The organism is Pseudomonas sp. LBUM1658 (assembly GCF_059716055.1).
The window spans coordinates 1,484,006-1,503,536 of the sequence record NZ_CP166798.1; the positions used below are offsets into that span (position 1 = coordinate 1,484,006).

Here is a 19,531-nt window from a genome sequence, read left to right on the forward strand (position 1 = left end):
TCTCAATGGTGTGCCACGGGGCAAGGTGATGACCGCCGAGGGTTTCCTCGAAGGGCGGCGGTTGCAGATGGCTCGGGGTGTACTGCTGCAATGCATCATGGGCGGTTATCCGCCGGCGCGCTTTTATGGCAGCGATGACGGCGATCTGGCGCTCAATGCCGATCCGAAACATATCTATCGCCTGCCCTGGAGCAAGCAGCCTCGAGCCCTGGCGATTTGCGATGCGGATGAGTTGACCGGGGAAAGCTCGCGTCTCTCGACTCGCGGTCAGCTCAAGGCCGTTATTGCGCGTTACGCGGCGCGAGGGCTGGCACCGGTGGTGGCGACCGAGCTGGAATTCTTCGTGTTTGCGCCGAACATCGACCCGACTCAACCCTTCCTGCCGCCAGTAGGCCTGGACGGGCGTCGCGAGCAAGGTCATTCGGCCTTCAGCGTCAGTTCCAACAATGGTTTGCGGCCGTTCTTCAGTGAAGTCTATGAATGCATGGCGGTGCTGGGCTTGCCGCGCGATACCTTCATGCACGAGATGGGCGTCAGCCAGTTCGAGATCAATCTGCTGCACGGCGATCCGTTGCTGCTGGCTGACCAGACGTTCCTGTTCAAGCACCTGCTCAAGGAGGTCGCCCTCAAGCATGGTCTGACGGTGGTCTGCATGGCCAAGCCGCTGGCGCATACGCCGGGCAGCTCGATGCACATTCACCAAAGCATTGTCGAGTTGGGAACCGGTCACAATGTGTTCAGCGACAAGGTCGGGCAGCCGACCGCGACCTTCCGTCATTTCATCGGCGGCCAGCAGGCGGGCATGGCGGATTTCACTGCGCTTTTTGCGCCGAACGTGAACTCCTACCAGCGCTTGTGCCATCCTTACGCTTCGCCGAACAATGCCTGTTGGTCCCATGACAATCGGGCCGCGGGATTGCGGATTCCGGCCAGTTCGCCAGTGGCGCGCCGGGTCGAAAACCGTTTGCCGGGCGCCGATGCCAACCCTTATCTGGCGATTGCCGCAAGCCTCGCTGCCGGGCTTCACGGCATAGAAAACCAGTTGGAACCGACGCCGGCGATCCAGGGTGAGTTCGTGGTGCCGGAAAGTTTGTCGTTACCTTGTACCTTGCACGCGGCTCTCGAGCGTCTGAAGCGTAGCCAATTGGCAAAGGAACTGTTTGGCAAGGAGTTCATCGAAGGCTACATCGCTTCGAAGACTATGGAGCTGACCAGTTTCTTCGATGAAATAACTCCCTGGGAGCGGCGTGTTTTAGCCGCCCAGGCATAACCGACCCGTCGCCGTCGGGCTATCTTTGTCGATAGCCCGATACTCACTTCAAGGAGCCGCTCGGAACGCCGATGCGCCAAATCTGGAAATCCTTTCGAGCGCTTTATTTCGCCTCGCTGATGATGCTCATCGGCTCGGGCTTGCTCAGTACGTACCTGGCCTTGCGCCTGGCTGCCGACCATGTCGACGGTCTGTGGGTCGGTGCGTTGATGGCTGCCAACTATTTCGGCCTGGTGCTGGGCGGGAAAATCGGCCACCGGCTGATTGCCCGGGTCGGGCATATCCGGGCTTATGCGACCTGCGCCGGGATTGTCGGCGCGGCGGTGCTGGGTCATGGTCTGGTGGATTGGTTACCGGCCTGGTTGTTCCTGCGGGTGATCGTCGGCCTGGGCATGATGTGTCAGTACATGGTCATCGAGAGCTGGCTGAACGAGCAGGCCGAGGCCAAGCAGCGTGGGCTGGTATTCAGTGGCTACATGATTGCGTCTTATCTCGGGCTGGTCCTGGGGCAGCTGATACTGGTCATGCACCCGCAATTGGGCCTGGAATTGCTGATGCTGGTCGCCCTGTGTTTTGCCTTGTGCCTGGTGCCCGTGGCTATGACCCGGCGCATTCACCCGGCGCCATTGCATCCGGCACCGATGGAGCCGCGGTTTTTTATCAAGCGAGTCCCGCAATCCTTGAGCACCGTGCTCGGGTCGGGATTGATCGTCGGTTCGTTCTACGGTCTGGCGCCGCTGTATGCTTCCCAGCAGGGGCTTTCCACCGAGCAGGTCGGTCTGTTCATGGGTAGCTGTATCTTTGCAGGTTTAGTGGTGCAGTGGCCGCTGGGGTGGTTGTCGGATCGTTATGATCGGGCGTTGCTGATCCGTTGTTTTGCGATTTTTCTGGCGCTGGCGGCGTTGCCTCTGGCGATCATGCCCAAGGTGCCGCTTGAAGTGCTGTTTCTCGCCGGTTTTCTCTGCTCATTGGTGCAATTCTGTCTGTATCCATTGGCAGTGGCGTTTTCCAATGACCATGTCGAAGGCGATCGGCGGGTGTCGCTGACGGCGATGCTGCTGGTGACTTATGGTGTCGGCGCCAGCATCGGGCCGCTGGCGGCGGGGGTGCTGATGAAGCTGTTCGGCAGTCATATGTTGTATGCCTTCTTCAGCTTTTTTGCCTTGGTGCTGGTGTGGCGCATTCGTCCTAAGGCGGTGACCAACCTGCATCAGGTCGAGGATGCTCCGCTGCATCACGTGGCCATGCCGGACAGTATGTCGAGCTCGCCTTTGGTGGCCGCGCTTGACCCGCGGGTCGATGAGCAGGTGGTGCAGGATCAGATGCAGAACCAGCCAAGCCCCGAGCCTGAGCCTGAGCCGGAACCTGAAGCGGAGCCTGATCCTGATCCGGACGCTCCACCTGAGGAGCCTGGGGAGGATCACCCCCACGGTCTCAGTGCCGCAAGACCTTAAAAGCTTTAGAACGAAAAACGGGCAGTCACCGCGAGGGACTGCCCGTTTTCCATTGCGGCTTGAGCTTCACATATCGTCTTTATCGAAGCGGCGTGCTTCACGCTGCAATTGATAGACGAAACGCTCAACCTGCCGTTGCACCAGGCCACTCATGTTGTGGAAGCGGACCCCGGCGAAGGTGATGTCGATCCGCTCTTCATAATGCAGGTAGCGCAATTCGACTGGCGCGGTCATGTTGCCGAAGGGCAGGGCGGCGATGAAGCGGTCGTAGACTTCGCCGAGCTGCAGATGGCCGCCGATGTCGCCTTCAAAGCGCAACTTGCAGCCGGTCGCCGAAATGTCCAGCAGCTTGCCATTGACCGGGGCCTTGAGTTTTGCGCCGCCGAGCTCGATGTTGACCAATTGCGCCAGCTTCAGCGCTGCACGAAATGCATTGCGCCGTTGGTGATAGACCACTTCGACCGGCATCGTGCCGCGATAGCAGCGACTGCCATTGGATTCGTCGATGGTCAGTGTGCCGTTGCTGTCCCAGGCGATTCGCACGCCGTCATGGAAGCCCTCGACGCGAAACGCTTCGCCGTTGAGCAGGAAACGTTCGCCATCGCGAGGAATCATTTCGTCCAGCGCAATCGTATTACTGTCTCGATCGATTTCGACCAGATAGCTCTGAAAGCGCTGAGTGCGCTCGTGGAAAGTGATGATCAGTGGGTCATGGCTCTCTTGCAGCAGCCGCAGGTTGGCGGCGATTTCCAAAGGGGTGGTGAGCACCTTCGGTGGCTGCGGAGCATCTTCCGCGTTTAAGGAATTGAACACGGTTCATCAGTCTCCAGACAAAATACCGCTACACGCAATGGGCTGGCATTTTGCCAGTAAGTTGCACGCCTTGATAGGGCGCGCTCGTTCGTATTTCAAGCTTGACTGAGCGGGCGCGGCTTCGCCAGCAGGGAGGTTGATCCGCGGGCGTTATAAAGGGCAGGAGGTTCACCACCGGTGAGGATCCTCAATTGATTAGCCGTGGTGGCTTGCTGAACCTGGATCGAGCGACCGTTGAGTTCATTGGCTGCCTGGCATTGGGCCAGAAGCTGATTGAGCGCATCGCTCTGCGCCAGCAACTGATCGCCAATGGCCGATTGCCCGGCGAGTTGCTCCAGGCCGCTGCGATTGGCAGGCAGGTTCAGGCTGACAAGGATCTGGCTGCGTTTGCGGCCATGTTGTTCAAGCAAAATGATCAGTGCCTGCTTCTGCGCGAGAATACCTTCGAGCAGTGGCATATCGCGACCGTGCAAAGCCAGGGATTCGGCTTGCAGCAGCTCCAGCAACTGCCCCGTTGGAGCAAAATCGTCAATGATCAGTTGCAGTAAATTAGTATCGTGCATGGCTGGCCTTGGGTTTTAAGCGTCCAAAAGCCTGGCGCAGGCCGGTGGCTAGCGCTGGGCTTCGAAGTTGAGCAGTTTGCTGGCTACACGGTTGCTGTCGACTTTATAGCTGCCATCGGCAATCGCTTGCTTCAATTCGGCCACTCGGGCCTTGTCGACAGCAGGTTGATCGCGCAGCTTGTCAGTGACCTTCTGCAACTGTTGAGCCTCATTGCTGAGGTGTACCGATTCCCCGCTTTTGCTAGTACTGGCCTGTTCGGCCGGGGTATTCACCGGCGCGGATTTGCCGGCGTCGCCGGTTTCCTTGGTGCCGCTGGTACGCGTACTGCCTGTGAGTGTGGGGGCGTTATTTAATCGGCTGAAATCGATGACCATGATGGAAAACCTCTGGGTATTTGGACGCTTGCCATGTTTTCGGCCATACCCGGAAAAACTTTAGGCCCAATTATCGGTGAGCGCGCGCGCAGCGACTCTTGCCCTGCTTGAGGCACAGTTTAGGGAAGGCTTGGGCGTAGCGCCAGTTCCCTACATGGCGACCTCAACCTGACCCGGAGCGGTCACGCGCGCCCTGATCACTCGTTGAGAGTTCAAGTTCTTGACCCTGATCTGTTCGCTCAGGCCACCGTTGGCCAGCGCTTCGCCAGGCATCCGCACACTGAGCGTCCCGCTACGAGCGGAAATCACTACCTGATCGCCCTTGCGAACGACCTCCGCTTGCTCCATGTGAGCCAAGGTGATGACCTGGTCGCTGACCATTGGTCGGACAAGCTTCTGCCCGATCGCCTGATCGACAGAGGTCAGATAGCCCTGATTGATCTGGCTGATGTCGCGCTCGCGCAGGGTGACGTCTTCCGGGCCGATGATTCCCGTGCGTTTCAGCGGCCGGGTGGCGGTGACAATTTCTCGAAACAGGCGAACCTGAGCCGGGACGAACACCGTCCAGGGCGAGACGCCATCGCAACGCACGCGCACGGTGACGCGGCCCAATGGCAGCGCCGGACTTTCCAGGGTTGCTGTCAATTCCTTGTCGCACATCGGCATGCGCAGGCGCGGGTCGAGTTGACTGACCTGGATTTCGTAGCGTCCTTCGGTTTGGCTGGTTGCCAGATAATCTTCCACGGTGAATTCAAGAAAGCCTTGAGTGACGCCGATAAGTAGATCAGGCAAGGTAACCGTATCAGCAACGGCAGGGCTGCCAAGGTTGAAAAAACACAACGCAGACAGCGCACAAAGCAATTTGCGGTACTGTGCTGTAAGGCGTCGGAAAAATGTCGTATGTGCGTTCATAAGAGTTAAAAAGCAAGCGCCGTGCCGTTTAGTGATGAATGTGCGTCGCAACACACTTAGCGTTGGTGTAGGAGTCTGGGCATGGCTGGTGTAATGGATTCGGTAAACCAGCGCACGCAACTGGTGGGGCAGAATCGCCTTGAGCTGTTGTTGTTCCGTCTCGACGGCAAACAGCTGTATGGGATCAACGTGTTCAAGGTTCGCGAGGTGCTGCAATGCCCCAAGCTGACCCTGATGCCCAAGTCCAATCCTGTCGTGTGCGGTGTGGCGAATATTAGGGGGGCGACCATTCCGATCCTTGATCTGGCGATGGCTACCGGTTCCGGTCGATTGCTCGATCAGAGCAATCCGTTCGTGATCATCACGGAGTACAACACCAAGACCCAGGGGTTTCTGGTCAGGTCGGTGGAGCGCATCGTCAATATGAACTGGGAGGAGATCCATCCGCCACCCAAGGGCACGGGGCGCGATCATTACTTGACGGCGGTGACCCGGGTTGACAATCAGTTGGTCGAAATCATCGATGTCGAGAAGGTCCTGGCTGAAGTGGCGCCGACCTCGGAAGCCATTTCGGTTGGCGTGATAGATGTTGAAACGCAACACAAGGCGGTTTCCCTGCGGGTGCTGACGGTCGATGATTCGTCGGTGGCGCGCAAGCAGGTCTCGCGTTGCCTGCAAACGGTTGGAGTTGAAGTCGTGGCGCTGAACGACGGTCGGCAGGCGCTGGACTATCTGCGCAAACTGGTCGATGAGGGCAAGAAGCCGGAAGAAGAGTTTCTGATGATGATTTCCGACATCGAAATGCCCGAAATGGACGGTTACACCCTTACGGCCGAGATCCGCAGCGACCCACGCATGCAAAAGCTCCATATCATCCTGCATACTTCGTTGTCCGGTGTGTTCAATCAGGCGATGGTGAAGAAGGTCGGTGCCGATGACTTCCTTGCCAAATTCCGTCCTGATGACCTGGCATCCCGGGTAGTCGACCGGATCAAAGCAGCAGACATCAGCTAGGGGCGTCTGCCCCTGGTGTTCAACACGATTTAAGAGGCGGTACCCTTGTCTACAGGTAATTTGGATTTCGAACAGTTCCGGGTCTTCCTGGAAAAAGCCTGTGGCATTTTGCTCGGAGAAAACAAGCAGTATCTGGTGTCGAGCCGTCTCAATAAACTGATGGAGCTGCAAGGCATCAAATCCTTGGGCGAGCTGGTCCAGCGTATTCAGACCCAGCCGCGCAGTGGCTTGCGCGAGATGGTGGTGGATGCCATGACCACCAACGAAACCCTGTGGTTTCGCGATACCTATCCGTTCGAGGTGCTGAAGAACAAGGTGCTGCCGGAGGCGATCAAGGCCAGTCCGGGTCAGCGTCTGCGCATCTGGTCGGCGGCCTGCTCGTCGGGGCAGGAACCCTATTCGTTGTCCATGTCGATCGATGAGTTCGAACGAACCAACCTGGGCCAGCTGAAAATGGGCGTGCAGATCGTTGCCACGGATTTGTCCGGCACCATGCTCAACAACTGCAAGACCGGCGAGTACGACAGCCTGGCCATTGGCCGCGGTCTCTCTGCGGAGCGTCTGCAACGTTACTTCGATCCGAAAGGACCGGGGCGTTGGGCAATCAAGGCGCCGATCAAGAGCCGGGTGGAGTTCCGTTCATTCAACCTGCTGGACAGCTACGCCAGCCTGGGCAAGTTCGATATCGTGTTCTGCCGCAACGTGCTGATCTACTTCTCCGCCGAGGTGAAGAAGGACATCCTGCTGCGGATTCACAGCACGCTGAAGCCGGGCGGTTATCTGTTCCTTGGCGCTTCCGAGGCGCTCAATGGCTTGCCGGATCATTATCAGATGGTTCAGTGCAGCCCGGGGATCATTTACCAGGCGAAGTGATCTGTTGGCTACACCAAAACGGGAGTCCTCAGGGGCTTCCGTTTTTTTATGCCGGCAGAAAAGCAAAGATCGCAGCCTTCGGCAGCTCCTACAGGAATATGCGGTCGGAGTAGGAGCTGCCGCAGGCTGCGATCTTTTTGGCGGCCATCACACCTTCTCCAAGCGGCAGAAAAACGGCAGGTGGCGGAGATCAGTTGCCGCTTTTCTGGCATTGCCACCTTGTCGATGCCCGCAAAGCCCCGGTTTACGGGGTTTTTTGAACTGGCACGAGGCTTGCTATGTTCATCGTACGAAAAAACCGGTCACCCAAAGGTCACCCGACATGAGCATCAGCTTCGATAAAGCGCTCGGTATCCATGAAAAGGCTCTGGGCTTCCGCGCTCAGCGTGCCGAAGTTCTGGCCAACAACATCGCCAACGCCGATACGCCGAACTACAAGGCTCGGGATCTGGATTTCTCTGCCGTGCTTGCCGCGCAGAATGAAAAGACCAAGAGCGGCAGTTTCGCGTTGAACATGACCAATAACCGGCATATCGAAGCCGAAGGCCTGGGCAATGGCGACGAGTCGCTGCTGTATCGCACGCCGATGCAACCGTCGATCGACCAGAACACGGTGGACGCTCAGCTGGAACAATCGAACTACGCCGAAAACTCGGTCAACTTCCAGGCCAGCTTCACCCTGCTCAACAGCAAATTCAAAGGGCTGATCTCAGCCCTGCGCGGAGAGTAAGCCATGTCCCTAGCCAGTGTTTTCAATATTGCCGGTAGTGCCATGAGCGCTCAAACCACGCGTTTGAACACCGTCGCCAGTAACATCGCCAACGCCGAAACGGTGTCTTCGAGCATCGACCAGACCTACCGCGCTCGTCATCCGGTATTCGCCACCATGTTCCAGGGTGGCCAGAGCGGTGGCAGCGATTCGCTGTTCCAGAACCAGGATGCCGCCGGCCAGGGCGTGCAGGTGCTGGGCGTGGTCGAAGACCAAAGCAACCTCGATGCGCGCTACGAGCCCAATCACCCGTCTGCTGACGCCAAGGGTTATGTCTACTACCCGAACGTCAATGTGGTCGAGGAAATGGCTGACATGATTTCTGCCAGTCGTTCGTTCCAGACCAACGCCGAAATGATGAACACCGCCAAAACCATGATGCAGAAGGTCCTGACTCTCGGTCAGTGATAAGGGGCGACTCAGATGAGTGTTACCGATTCCACCAGTGGCGCGAGCCTTGGCGATATTCTCAACAACACATCGAAAACCACTAAGTCGACCACCGACGATCTGGCGTCGGCGGCCAGCAGCACGGCTGGGAGTAAAGCGTTGGGGAAGGACGCTTTCCTGCAGTTGCTGGTGACTCAACTGAAAAACCAGAACCCGCTGGAGCCGCAGGACAACGGTGCGTTCGTCGCGCAGCTGGCGCAGTTCAGCAGTCTGGAAGGCATTACCACGCTGAACGATTCGGTAACCTCCCTGGCTGGCAGTTACAAGTCGTCCCAGGCTCTGCAGGCCTCATCGCTGGTCGGCCGCTCGGTGATCGTGCAGACCGACTCCGCAGTGATCGACCCGGCCAAGGGTCTCACCGGTTCGGTCGCCCTGGGTGCTTCGGTGTCCAATGCCACAGTGACCATCACTGACAAAGATGGCAAAACAGTCAAAACCATCGACTTGGGAGCCCAGTCGGCCGGTAATGCCAGCTTCGTCTGGGATGGTGTTGACGATCAGGGAGTCAAGGTCGAGCAGGGCACCTACACCTTCAAGGCCACCACCAAAACCGACGAGGGCACGACGGCATTGCTCACTTATCTGCCGGCGACCGTCAACAGCGTGTCCCTGAGTCAGACGGGCGGCGAGATGATGCTGAACCTCGCTGGCCTGGGCAGTATTGCCCTGTCCAAAGTTCAAACTATTGGTTTATAGAGCCAGCTAACGCGGCACAAGGAGTGAGATATGTCTTTCAATATTGGCCTCAGCGGGCTCTATGCAGCCAACAAGCAACTGGACGTTACCGGCAATAACATCGCCAACGTCGCCACCACCGGTTTCAAATCCTCCCGCGCGGAATTCGAAGATGTGTACTCATCAACCAAGCTTGGTACAGGTAGCAAAACCGTCGGCGGCGGCGTCAATCTGGCCAACGTTTCCCAACAGTTCAGCCAGGGTGAGGTCAACGGCTCTGGCGGCATGCTGGACATGGGTATTCAGGGCGGCGGCTTTTTTGTCCTGAATGACAATGGCTCGCGCACCTATACCCGGGCGGGTACTTTCCAGCGCGACAAGGATGGCTACGTCACCACCTCCGATGGTTCTGCGCGTCTGCAGGGTTATGGAGTGGATGCTAATGGCAAGATCATCAACGGCGTGCTGACCGATTTGCGTATCAACCTGTCGAACCTGCCGCCCAAGGCTTCAAGCTCGGTCGATTCCAACAGCAACCTCAAGTCGACCAGCGACGTTATCGATCAGGTGGCCAAGCCCTTCGATCCAAAGGACACGTCGAGCTTCACTTCACAGTTCACCACCCTCATCTACGATACCCAGGGTAATTCCCACCCGATGGATCAGTATTTGGTCAAGACCGGTGCCAATACCTGGAATACCTATACCCTGATCGATGGTCGTAACCCGAACGGCACGCCAGTGACCGGCACCGGCGCCGTTGCGCCAGTGGCTTCGACCCTGTCTTTCAATTCTTCCGGCGCACTGACTGGCATCGTTACTCCGCCCAGTACCGTTTCCAATACCACGCTGACCATTCCCGGGACCGGAACCGGAGCCTGGGTGCCAGGCACGATGATCAACGGAGTCTGGTCGCCGAACGGAGCTGCCGCCAACCCGACCGGGATCGGCATCAACATGGCGAACATCACCCAGTACAACTCGGTCACCTACCGTAACCCTCCGGTTACGGATGGCTATGCCACTGGCGAAATCACCGGGCTGAAAATCGATGGCAGCGGTGTCTTGTTCGCCAACTTCAGCAACGAGCAGAGCCAGGCGATCGGGCAGATCTCCCTGGCCAGCTTCAACAATGAACAAGGTCTGCAACCGGCCGGCGGCACCAGTTGGAAAGAAACCTTCGCCTCAGGTACGCCGGGCTACGACGCACCCGAGGTCGGTACTCTGGGATCGATCGTTGCCAACTCTCTGGAAGGCTCCAACGTCAACCTGACCAGCGAACTGGTGGACCTGATCAAGGCGCAAAGTAACTACCAGGCCAACGCCAAGACCATCTCCACGCAAAGCACCATCATGCAGACCATCATTCAGATGACCTGATGCCGGTTGGCTGACGCGCTGCAAAAAGAGCCCCTCGCAAGAGGGGCTTTTTTTATGGGTATACGCAATCCCCCTGTAGGAGCTGCCGCAGGCTGCGATCTTTTGATCTTGAGGGTGGTGGTGTCTACAGAAAAGATCGCAGGCTGCGCCAGCTCCTTGCCGAATGCATGCACCCGCAATGTCGTGGGCGCAATGCCAGGGTGGGAGCGGAATTTCTCGAGGCAAAAGAAAACCCCCGACAAGCCAGAGGCTCATCGAGGGTTTTCGAGTAAGCGCCTCGCGACGCCTACCGGCTCAGCTTATTGGCAAGCTTCGCAATCCGGCTCGTCGATGGCGCAGGCTTTTGGCACTGGCGCCGGACCGGCAGGAGCTGCCAGGACCGAATCGTCACCGTGGTTGCCGCTGGAAACAGCGTTCAGCTTGTTGGTGCTGATGGTCGACTTCTCGGTGCTGGTCGCGGCCAGGGCACGGAGGTAGTAAGTGGTTTTCAGACCACGGTACCAGGCCATGCGGTAGGTCACATCCAGCTTCTTGCCCGAAGCGCCGGCGATGTACAGGTTCAGCGACTGAGCCTGGTCGATCCACTTCTGACGGCGGCTGGCGGCGTCGACGATCCACTTGGTATCCACTTCGAAAGCAGTCGCGTAGAGCTCTTTGAGTTCTTGCGGGATGCGTTCGATTTGCTGCACGGAACCGTCGTAGTACTTCAGGTCGTTGATCATCACCGAGTCCCACAGACCGCGGGCTTTCAGGTCGCGAACCAGGTACGGGTTGATCACGGTGAATTCGCCCGAGAGGTTCGATTTCACATAAAGGTTCTGGTAGGTCGGTTCGATCGACTGCGATACACCAGTGATGTTGGCGATGGTCGCGGTCGGTGCGATGGCCATGATGTTGGAGTTACGAATGCCTTTCTGTACACGGGCGCGAACCGGTGCCCAGTCGAGGGATTCGTTCAGGTCGACATCGATGTACTGCTGGCCACGTTGCTCGATCAGGATCTGTTGCGAATCCAGCGGCAGGATACCTTTGGACCACAGCGAGCCCTGGAACGTCTCGTAGGCGCCGCGCTCATCGGCCAGGTCGCAGGAAGCCTGGATCGCGTAGTAGCTGACCGCTTCCATGGACTTGTCGGCGAATTCGACGGCCGCGTCGGAACCGTACGGGATGTGCTGCAGGTACAAAGCGTCCTGGAAGCCCATGATGCCCAGTCCGACCGGACGGTGCTTGAAGTTGGAGTTCTTCGCTTGCGGCACCGAGTAGTAGTTGATGTCGATCACGTTATCGAGCATCCGCACAGCGGTGTTCACGGTGCGCTCCAGCTTGGCGGTGTCCAGCTTGCCGTCGGTGATGTGGTTCGGCAGGTTGATCGAACCCAGGTTGCAGACAGCGATCTCGTCCTTGTTGGTGTTCAAGGTGATCTCGGTGCACAGGTTCGAGCTGTGAACCACGCCAACGTGCTGCTGTGGGCTGCGCAGGTTGCATGGATCTTTGAAGGTCAGCCATGGGTGGCCGGTTTCGAAGAGCATGGAGAGCATTTTGCGCCACAGGTCTTTGGCCTGGATGGTCTTGAACAGCTTGATCTTGCCCGGGTACTGGGACAGGGCTTCGTAGTACTCGTAGCGCTCTTCGAAGGCCTTGCCGGTCAGGTCATGCAGGTCCGGTACTTCGGACGGCGAGAACAGGGTCCACTGGCCGTCATCGAAGACGCGCTTCATGAACAGGTCAGGGATCCAGTTGGCGGTGTTCATGTCGTGGGTACGACGACGATCATCACCGGTGTTCTTGCGCAGCTCGATGAACTCTTCGATGTCCATGTGCCAGGTTTCCAGGTAGGCACAGACAGCGCCCTTGCGCTTGCCACCCTGGTTGACGGCTACGGCGGTGTCGTTCACCACTTTCAGGAAAGGCACGACGCCCTGGGATTTGCCGTTGGTGCCCTTGATCCACGAGCCCAGCGCGCGAACCGGAGTCCAGTCGTTGCCCAGGCCGCCAGCGAATTTCGACAGCATGGCGTTGTCGTGGATCGCGTGGTAGATGCCCGACAGGTCATCCGGCACGGTGGTCAGGTAGCAGCTCGACAGTTGTGGACGCAGGGTGCCGGCGTTGAACAGGGTCGGAGTCGAAGACATGTAGTCGAAGGACGACAACAGGTTGTAGAACTCGATGGCACGGTCTTCTTTGTTCTTCTCTTCGATCGCCAGGCCCATGGCCACGCGCATGAAGAAGATCTGCGGCAGTTCGAAACGGATACCGTCCCTGTGGATGAAGTAACGGTCGTACAGGGTCTGCAGGCCCAGGTAGGTGAACTGCTGGTCACGCTCGTGGTTGATCGCCTTGCCGAGTTTTTCCAGGTCGAAGGTGGCCAGGACCGGGTTCAGCAATTCGAACTGGATGCCCTTGGCGATGTACGAAGGCAGGGCCTTGGCGTACAGGTCGACCATTTCGTGGTGAGTGGCGCTGTCGGCGACTTCGAGGAAGCTCAGGCCTTCGGCACGCAGGGTGTCCATCAGCAGGCGAGCGGTCACGAAGGAGTAGTTCGGCTCACGCTCGACCAGAGTCCGGGCAGTCATCACCAGCGCGGTGTTGACGTCTTTGAGCGCCACGCCGTCGTAGAGGTTCTTCAGGGTTTCGCGCTGGATCAGGTCACCGTCGACTTCTTCCAGGCCTTCGCAGGCCTCGGTCACGATGGTGTTCAGACGACCCATGTCCAGAGGCGCCAGGCTGCCATCGGCGAGAGTGATACGGATCGATGGGTGAGCTTGCACCGGTTCGTCGGTAGTGGAGCGAACGGCACGCTCCTTGGAGCGGGCGTCACGATAGATCACATAGTCGCGAGCGACTTTTTGCTCGCCGGCACGCATCAGGGCCAGTTCGACCTGGTCCTGGATTTCTTCGATATGGATAGTGCCGCCCGATGGCATGCGACGCTTGAAGGTCGCGGTAACCTGTTCGGTCAGGCGGGCAACGGTGTCGTGGATTCGCGACGAGGCAGCGGCGGTACCGCCTTCAACTGCGAGGAACGCTTTGGTGATGGCGACGGTGATTTTGTCATCGGTGTAAGGAACGACAGTGCCGTTACGCTTGATCACGCGCAGTTGACCAGGCGCGGTGGCGGACAGATCCAGATTCGAATCGGTGGCCTGCGGCAAGGTACCCTGCGGGTTCTCGCGAGTTGTGTCGGTTTGCATGGGTGTCTCCACGTTCTCTATGTTTGTTTGGGCACCATCACGGTGCCCACCGTTCCGTCTGAAGCACTACAACCGGCAAGCGCCGGGCATAACAACTTCGAGACAGGAGGAAGGAGCTCTTTCGGGCGTCGCTTCCATGCCGAAGTCTTTGGTTTCCAGCCGCAGGGCTGAGAACCGAAATCTTGAAGGGTGTCACTAATCAGTACTGCAACACCCGTACCGTTTTCGCCGTCAGAGGCGGAAAAACAGCAGCCATCCGCAGGCGCGGTTTGGTCTTTGGAAAAAGTGTTTGGTTCCACCAAACAGAAGCAAGAAAGCGCTTGAGTTCCTTGTCTGATCTGTGTTTGGTTTTTTGGTGTAAAACCCTACATGTAGGGTTTTTTTGTCGCCGGGCTACAAGATAATGCGTTTTGACCCAGAATTGCAACGTACTACCTGTGGATAAAGTGTGCGTAATTTGTGCATGAAACCCGCAAACATTGCGTAGGCCTTGAGCGCGCTGGAGTAGACCGTTTGTCATAGTTTTTTGCCGCCGAAAACTGCCCTGGGCGGATTTTTGCGGGCGCGAACCCTATCATAAAAAAACGCTGTTACCGAGCGTATTTACCGGCTTGTGTACTCAAGGCTGGCCGTTGCTACAATCGGCCGTTCTATAGGCTGTGTTATCCACTGCGATCATTACAAAAAGACGGGTGGATCCTTCCTGAATGTGGTTTTGGCAAGCAGAGGTCACCGGTGGAGCAAGAAGCCTGGCAGGTATTGATTGTCGAAGATGACCAGCGTCTGGCTGAGTTGACCCGCGAGTACCTGGAGAGTAACGGACTGCGGGTGGCTATCGAGGGCAACGGAGCCCTGGCAGCGGCGCGGATCATTGCCGAGCAACCGGACCTGGTCATTCTCGACCTGATGCTCCCCGGCGAAGACGGCCTGAGCATCTGTCGCAAGGTACGCGATCGTTATGACGGGCCGATCCTGATGCTCACCGCGCGCACCGACGATATGGACCAGGTCCTGGGCCTGGACATGGGCGCCGACGATTACGTCTGCAAGCCGGTGCACCCGCGCTTGCTGCTGGCACGCATCCAGGCCCTGCTGCGGCGCAGCGAGCCGGCGGAACCGGCGGCGCCGGAAAAACTCCGGCGTCTGCAGTTCGGCCCGCTGGTGGTGGACAACGCTTTGCGCGAAGCCTGGTTGCATGACAATGGCATCGAGCTGACCAGTGCCGAGTTCGATCTGCTGTGGCTACTGGTGGCCAATGCCGGGCGGATTCTTTCCCGCGAAGAGATTTTCACCGCGCTGCGCGGTATCGGTTACGACGGTCAGGACCGTTCCATTGATGTGCGGATCTCGCGCATCCGTCCGAAGATCGGCGATGACCCGGTTCATCCGCGGCTGATCAAGACCATTCGCAGCAAAGGCTACCTGTTCGTCCCCGAAGCCTGCACAGACCTGCCGCTGTGAACTCGATTTTCCTGCGCATCTATGGCGGCATGTGCGCGGCGCTGATCCTGGTGGCGGTGCTGGGTGTGCTGGCCTTGAACCTGCTCAATCAGGTGCGCAGCGAGCAGTACCGCGAGCGCCTGGCGCACGGTACGTTTTCATTGATGGCCGACAACCTGCAACCGATGACCGAGATGGAGCGGCGCCGGGCGCTGCTGGTGTGGGAGCGGTTGCTGGGGATTCCCCTGGCCTTGCAGACCTTTTCCCAGACCAGTCTGGATCTGGGGCAGCGTAATCGCGTGCTGCGCGGTCAGGCGCTGGTAGAACAGACCGGTCCATACGCGGCGAAGGTCTATCGTCTGGTCAGCAATAAAGAGCAGTTGGTACTCACCGGTGAAGTGCAGCAGATCAGCGAGCAACTGGCGCGGGCCACTATTTACCTGTTGGCCGATGAACTGGTGCGCTACCCGGTAGCCGAGCAACCGCAACGCCTGGCAGCACTCAAGGCCGACAAGGGCTTTGGCTTTGAGCTGAACCTGGTCACCCCGGATCAGGCGGACATGGACGAAGACCAGCGTCGCCGGGTCTCTGAAGGCGATACGGTGATGGCGCTGGGCAAGGGTGGCGATTCGATCAGGGTATTTGCCGGAATGGTCGGCACACCCTGGGTCCTGGAAATCGGTCCGCTGTATCAGATGAACCCTTATCCGCCCGAGTGGCTGGTGTTGATTGCTGCGCTTGGCCTGAGCCTGATCGGCTTGATTGTGTATCTGCTGGTGCGGCAACTGGAGCGACGCTTGAGCGGTCTGGAATCGGCCGCGACGCGGATCGCCAAGGGCAGCCTGGAAACCCGCGTGCCGGCCCGGGGGGCTGATTCGATCGGGCGTCTGGCCGCTGCATTCAATGGCATGGCCGAGCATTTGCAACGCTTGCTGGCAATTCAGCGCGAACTGGTGCGAGCGGTGTCCCACGAGTTGCGCACGCCGGTGGCGCGTTTGCGGTTCGGTCTGGAGATGATCGGTTCCGCCACCACCGAGCAAGCGCGGGAGAAATACCGGGTGGGCATGGACAACGATATCCAGGACCTCGACCGGTTGGTGGATGAAATGCTCACCTATGCCCGCCTGGAGCAGGGCTCGCCGGCACTGAACTTCCAGCGGGTCGATCTGGATGCACTGGTCAATCAGGTGATCAGCGAATTGGCGCCGTTGCGCGCCGACATCAAGGTTCAGCGTGGTCTTTGTCTGTCCGCGGCCGACTGTGACGACGCCTGGGTCGAGGCTGAGCCGCGTTACCTGCACCGGGCGTTGCAGAACCTGGTGAGCAACGCCATGCGCCACGCCGAGTCGCAGGTCTCCATCAGCTATCAGGTGGGTCAGCTGCGCTGTCGGGTGGATGTCGAGGACGACGGTCCGGGAGTGCCGGAAAGCGCCTGGGAACGGATCTTTACCCCCTTCTTGCGGCTGGACGACAGCCGCACCCGCGCCTCCGGTGGGCATGGCCTGGGGTTGTCGATTGTGCGACGGATCATCCACTGGCATGACGGCCGGGCGTTGATCAGCAAGAGCAAGAACCTCGGAGGCGCCTGTTTCAGCCTGAGCTGGCCACGGCATCAGGAGAAGAATTGAGAGGTTTTGGCTGACCGTGGGAGCTTGCTCGCGATATGGACGTTAACGATAACGCGTGTTTTCTGAATAAACGCGCCGCCCTTGAGTCCATCGCGAGCAAGCTCGCTCCTACAGGAGCCTTATGACAGGCGCTAAAAACCTCAGGCCTTGATGCTGACCAGGCTCAACAACTGCCCATCCTTCACACTGAATTGCGCATCCAGCTCACTGCCATTGCGCCATTCGCTGGAAAGATCGGTCAGCAGGCGCAGGCGGGCATGTCCGCTTTCACTCCATTCAAGCAATTGGGCATGCTCGAAGTAGAAGCGTTGCCGGACGATCGGGTAGAGCGCCTTGAACAGGCTTTCTTTTACCGAAAACGTCAGTGTCACCAGCAGCGCGATCTGCTCAGCCGGTCCGGCGGCCATGCGTTGCAGTTCCGCCGGGATGAGGATTTCGCCGGCCAATCGCCGGGCGCGTTCGGCGTTGAGGAGGTTTTCCAGATCCATTCCCAATCCGCGCCAATGCTCCTTGTGCGCCACAATGGCGGCGGCCCGACCGGTGCTGTGGGTGATCGAACCGCAGATGTGCGCCGGCCACACCGGTGCGCGGTCCTCGCCAATGGCCGGGCAATAATCGAGGTCCTCAAGCTGTTGCAGGGCCGCCCGGGCACACAGGCGGCCGGCAAGAAACTCCGCCTGACGCTTGGCCACCGAACGCTGAATACTTGCCGGCGGCTCAATGGCGCTGCGGCGGAAATCATCGGCTGTCAGCTGTGATGGATCGAAATGAGTGCCCAGCAGCACTGTGTCCGGCAGGGCGACAGGCAACGGCCAGTGGGCATCGAGTGGAGTGCAGCAGGCGGGAAGGGCGGGGTGTGGATTCATGTCGGGCATTTTGCCGGGTTGCGGCGAAGCTGGGTAGTAGCCTGAGACGATCCCCTGTGGCGAGGGAGCTCGCTCCCGCCGGCCGGTCCGCGCTCGGGCGCAGCAGTCGTAAAATCTGCTGACACAGTATGTCTGGCAAAACGCGGTCGCAGGTTTTGGGGCCGCTTCGCGGCCCAACGGGAGCAAGCTCCCTCGCCACAGGGGATTGATGTTTGGCTCAGGATTTCTGATCAGCCAAAAAAATCTTCTTGAAGAACGCCTGCATACCCGCCCACGAGCGCTCATCGGCCGCCTTGTTGTAACCAATGTCCGGCCCGCCATGTTCGCTGTGGCTCAGGCGATCGGAATCCGGGTTGCTGAAGCCATGCTTGGCGCCGCCGAGGCTGACGAATTTATAGTCGGCTCCGGCCGTGTCCATTTCAGCCTTGAAGGCAATGACGTTAGCCGACGTGACCAGGCTGTCCAGGGCACCGTGTTCCACCAGTATTTTAGCCTTGACGCTACCTGGGGTAGCCGGGGTGGTGGTTACCAGCGGGCCGTGGAAACTCACCACGCCGGCCAGCGGCACGCCCTGACGCGCGGCATCCAGCACGACTTTGCCGCCAAAGCAGTAACCGATGGCGGCGAGTTTGTTCGGATCGGTCCGTGGTTGTTTTTTCAGTAGCTCAAGCCCGGCCTTGAAGCGCGCACTGACTGCCGCGCTGTCTTTGGTCGCCGCTTGCATAAAGGCCATGGCGTCTTTCGGGTGTTCGGTGTTCTTGCCGTCGCCGTACATGTCGATGGCCAGTGCGCTGTACCCCAGGGCGGCCAGGTCGCGGGCGCGGCGCTTGACGTAGTCATTCAAGCCCCACCACTCATGGACCACGACTATGCCGGGGCGCGGACCCTTGAGGCTGTCGTTGTAGGCGTAGTAGCCGATCAGCTTGCTGCCATCAGGACTTTGGTAGGGGATTTCCTGGGTCTTGATCGCCGCTTGGCCCACTCCGCTCAGTGCCAGTAATACCAAAGCCAGTAACACGCGCATGGTCAGCCCTCCTTTGAAAGATCTGTAGAAAGCCTAGTCGATTTGGTTCAGCACAGGTTCAGGGAGTGTTCAGCAGGAGTTCAGGAGGTGCTGGTTAATCTGACCCCGTACCCAAACAGCGCAAAGCGCATAAGGAAATCAACCATGACGACTTTCACTAAACTCATTCTGGCTATCACTGTTATTGGCGCCAGTGCCGTGGTCCAGGCTTCTGACAGCAACTTCGCCAGCCTGACCCTGGGCGAGACCAGCGACAAGGTGCATAAATCCGATTCACTCAGCCGCAACCTGGACCATCCCAATACCAACGGAATAATCGGCAAGGACACCACCTGGGGGCTGCGCATCGGCCGACAGAATGACCAGGGCCGTATCTACGCCACCTATGACAACGTTTCCGGTTCCCACAACGGCATCAAGCTGCGCCAGGAAAACCTCTTGGGTAGTTACGATATGTTCCTGCCAGTGACCAGCAGCACCAAATTGTTTGGCGGGGGCTCGGTCGGTCTAACCAAACTGACTCAGGAATCCACGGGCTACAGCCGTGACGCCGACATAGGTTATACCTTGGGTGTGCAGGCCGGCATCCTGCAACAAGTTTCGCAAAACGCCTCGGTCGAACTGGGTTACCGTTATCTGCGCGGCAATGCCAGCACTGAAATGAGTGACCACAGTGGCAGCAAACGGGGTTCGCTGCACATGATCAGCAGTGCACAAACCTATCTTGCGGCCAACTTCGCTTTTTGAAGCCTGGTCCGGACAGATCGACGCCGGATCGGCCGAAGAGGATCCGGCGTTGCCGTATAAGCGATCAGGGCGCCATAAAGCGCCCCT

The 19,531-nt window shown here is 58.7% G+C and carries 18 protein-coding genes; 11 read left to right on the top strand and 7 right to left on the bottom strand.

Going from position 1 to position 19,531, the window contains the following annotated elements:
- The first annotated feature begins 28 nt into the window (after positions 1–28).
- A complete protein-coding gene (locus tag ACA064_RS06785; RefSeq protein WP_497674184.1) occupies positions 29–1,270 on the top strand; it encodes a glutamine synthetase family protein in 1,242 nt (413 codons plus the stop codon).
- A gap of 71 nt (positions 1,271–1,341) precedes the next feature.
- Positions 1,342–2,724 (top strand): MFS transporter, encoded by a 1,383-nt coding sequence (locus ACA064_RS06790; RefSeq protein WP_497672683.1) that lies wholly within the window; start codon positions 1,342–1,344, stop codon positions 2,722–2,724.
- 66 nt (positions 2,725–2,790) lie between these two features.
- Here the strand turns inward: ACA064_RS06790 and ACA064_RS06795 are convergent, their stop codons facing one another.
- The 4 genes from ACA064_RS06795 to flgA form a co-directional block, all read right to left on the bottom strand.
- Positions 2,791–3,537, bottom strand: a complete 747-nt coding sequence (locus ACA064_RS06795) for a flagellar brake protein (RefSeq protein ID WP_497672684.1) — start codon at positions 3,535–3,537, stop codon at positions 2,791–2,793.
- A 95-nt stretch (positions 3,538–3,632) separates the two neighbouring features.
- Positions 3,633–4,100 (bottom strand): flagella synthesis protein FlgN, encoded by a 468-nt coding sequence (locus tag ACA064_RS06800; protein WP_497672685.1) that lies wholly within the window; start codon positions 4,098–4,100, stop codon positions 3,633–3,635.
- Positions 4,101–4,148: 48 nt separating this feature from the next.
- Positions 4,149–4,475, bottom strand: a complete 327-nt coding sequence (gene flgM / locus ACA064_RS06805) for a flagellar biosynthesis anti-sigma factor FlgM (RefSeq protein WP_497672686.1) — start codon at positions 4,473–4,475, stop codon at positions 4,149–4,151.
- Between the two features lie 150 nt (positions 4,476–4,625).
- The gene (flgA, locus tag ACA064_RS06810) at positions 4,626–5,387 is read right to left on the bottom strand and encodes a flagellar basal body P-ring formation chaperone FlgA (protein WP_497672687.1); all 762 of its coding nucleotides are present in this window, start codon (positions 5,385–5,387) and stop codon (positions 4,626–4,628) included.
- Between the two features lie 81 nt (positions 5,388–5,468).
- On the opposite strand from flgA, the gene ACA064_RS06815 reads away from it, so the two are divergent.
- The 6 genes from ACA064_RS06815 (at position 5,469) to flgE (ending at position 10,548) form a co-directional block, all read left to right on the top strand.
- The gene (locus ACA064_RS06815; protein ID WP_497672688.1) at positions 5,469–6,401 is read left to right on the top strand and encodes a chemotaxis protein CheV; all 933 of its coding nucleotides are present in this window, start codon (positions 5,469–5,471) and stop codon (positions 6,399–6,401) included.
- A gap of 45 nt (positions 6,402–6,446) precedes the next feature.
- Positions 6,447–7,274 carry a protein-glutamate O-methyltransferase CheR gene (gene cheR, locus ACA064_RS06820; protein ID WP_497672689.1) on the top strand — a complete coding sequence of 276 codons (828 nt, stop codon included), beginning with the start codon at positions 6,447–6,449 and terminating at the stop codon, positions 7,272–7,274.
- A gap of 322 nt (positions 7,275–7,596) precedes the next feature.
- Positions 7,597–8,004 carry a flagellar basal body rod protein FlgB gene (gene flgB, locus ACA064_RS06825; protein WP_497672690.1) on the top strand — a complete coding sequence of 136 codons (408 nt, stop codon included), beginning with the start codon at positions 7,597–7,599 and terminating at the stop codon, positions 8,002–8,004.
- Positions 8,005–8,007: 3 nt separating this feature from the next.
- A complete protein-coding gene (gene flgC, locus ACA064_RS06830; protein ID WP_497672691.1) occupies positions 8,008–8,451 on the top strand; it encodes a flagellar basal body rod protein FlgC in 444 nt (147 codons plus the stop codon).
- Positions 8,452–8,466: 15 nt separating this feature from the next.
- Entirely contained in the window at positions 8,467–9,189 is a 723-nt protein-coding gene (flgD, locus tag ACA064_RS06835; RefSeq protein ID WP_497672692.1) for a flagellar hook assembly protein FlgD, read from the top strand.
- Positions 9,190–9,219: 30 nt separating this feature from the next.
- Positions 9,220–10,548, top strand: coding sequence for a flagellar hook protein FlgE (gene flgE, locus ACA064_RS06840; RefSeq protein ID WP_497672693.1), 1,329 nt, complete (start codon positions 9,220–9,222; stop codon positions 10,546–10,548).
- Between the two features lie 299 nt (positions 10,549–10,847).
- Here the strand turns inward: flgE and ACA064_RS06845 are convergent, their stop codons facing one another.
- Positions 10,848–13,739 carry a ribonucleoside-diphosphate reductase subunit alpha gene (locus ACA064_RS06845; RefSeq protein WP_497672694.1) on the bottom strand — a complete coding sequence of 964 codons (2,892 nt, stop codon included), beginning with the start codon at positions 13,737–13,739 and terminating at the stop codon, positions 10,848–10,850.
- A 735-nt stretch (positions 13,740–14,474) separates the two neighbouring features.
- Between ACA064_RS06845 and ACA064_RS06850 the strand changes: the two genes are divergently transcribed.
- Positions 14,475–15,200, top strand: coding sequence for a response regulator (locus ACA064_RS06850; protein ID WP_497672695.1), 726 nt, complete (start codon positions 14,475–14,477; stop codon positions 15,198–15,200).
- Positions 15,197–16,807, top strand: coding sequence for an ATP-binding protein (locus ACA064_RS06855; RefSeq protein ID WP_497672696.1), 1,611 nt, complete (start codon positions 15,197–15,199; stop codon positions 16,805–16,807). The genes ACA064_RS06850 and ACA064_RS06855 overlap by 4 nt, the downstream gene beginning before the upstream one ends.
- Positions 16,808–16,947: 140 nt before the next feature.
- On the opposite strand, the gene ACA064_RS06860 is transcribed toward ACA064_RS06855, so the two are convergent.
- Positions 16,948–17,673, bottom strand: a complete 726-nt coding sequence (locus ACA064_RS06860; RefSeq protein ID WP_497672697.1) for a 4'-phosphopantetheinyl transferase family protein — start codon at positions 17,671–17,673, stop codon at positions 16,948–16,950.
- 217 nt (positions 17,674–17,890) lie between these two features.
- Positions 17,891–18,697, bottom strand: coding sequence for a dienelactone hydrolase family protein (locus ACA064_RS06865; protein ID WP_497672698.1), 807 nt, complete (start codon positions 18,695–18,697; stop codon positions 17,891–17,893).
- A gap of 144 nt (positions 18,698–18,841) precedes the next feature.
- Between ACA064_RS06865 and ACA064_RS06870 the strand changes: the two genes are divergently transcribed.
- The gene (locus tag ACA064_RS06870; protein ID WP_497672699.1) at positions 18,842–19,444 is read left to right on the top strand and encodes a hypothetical protein; all 603 of its coding nucleotides are present in this window, start codon (positions 18,842–18,844) and stop codon (positions 19,442–19,444) included.
- The last annotated feature ends 87 nt before the right edge of the window (positions 19,445–19,531 follow it).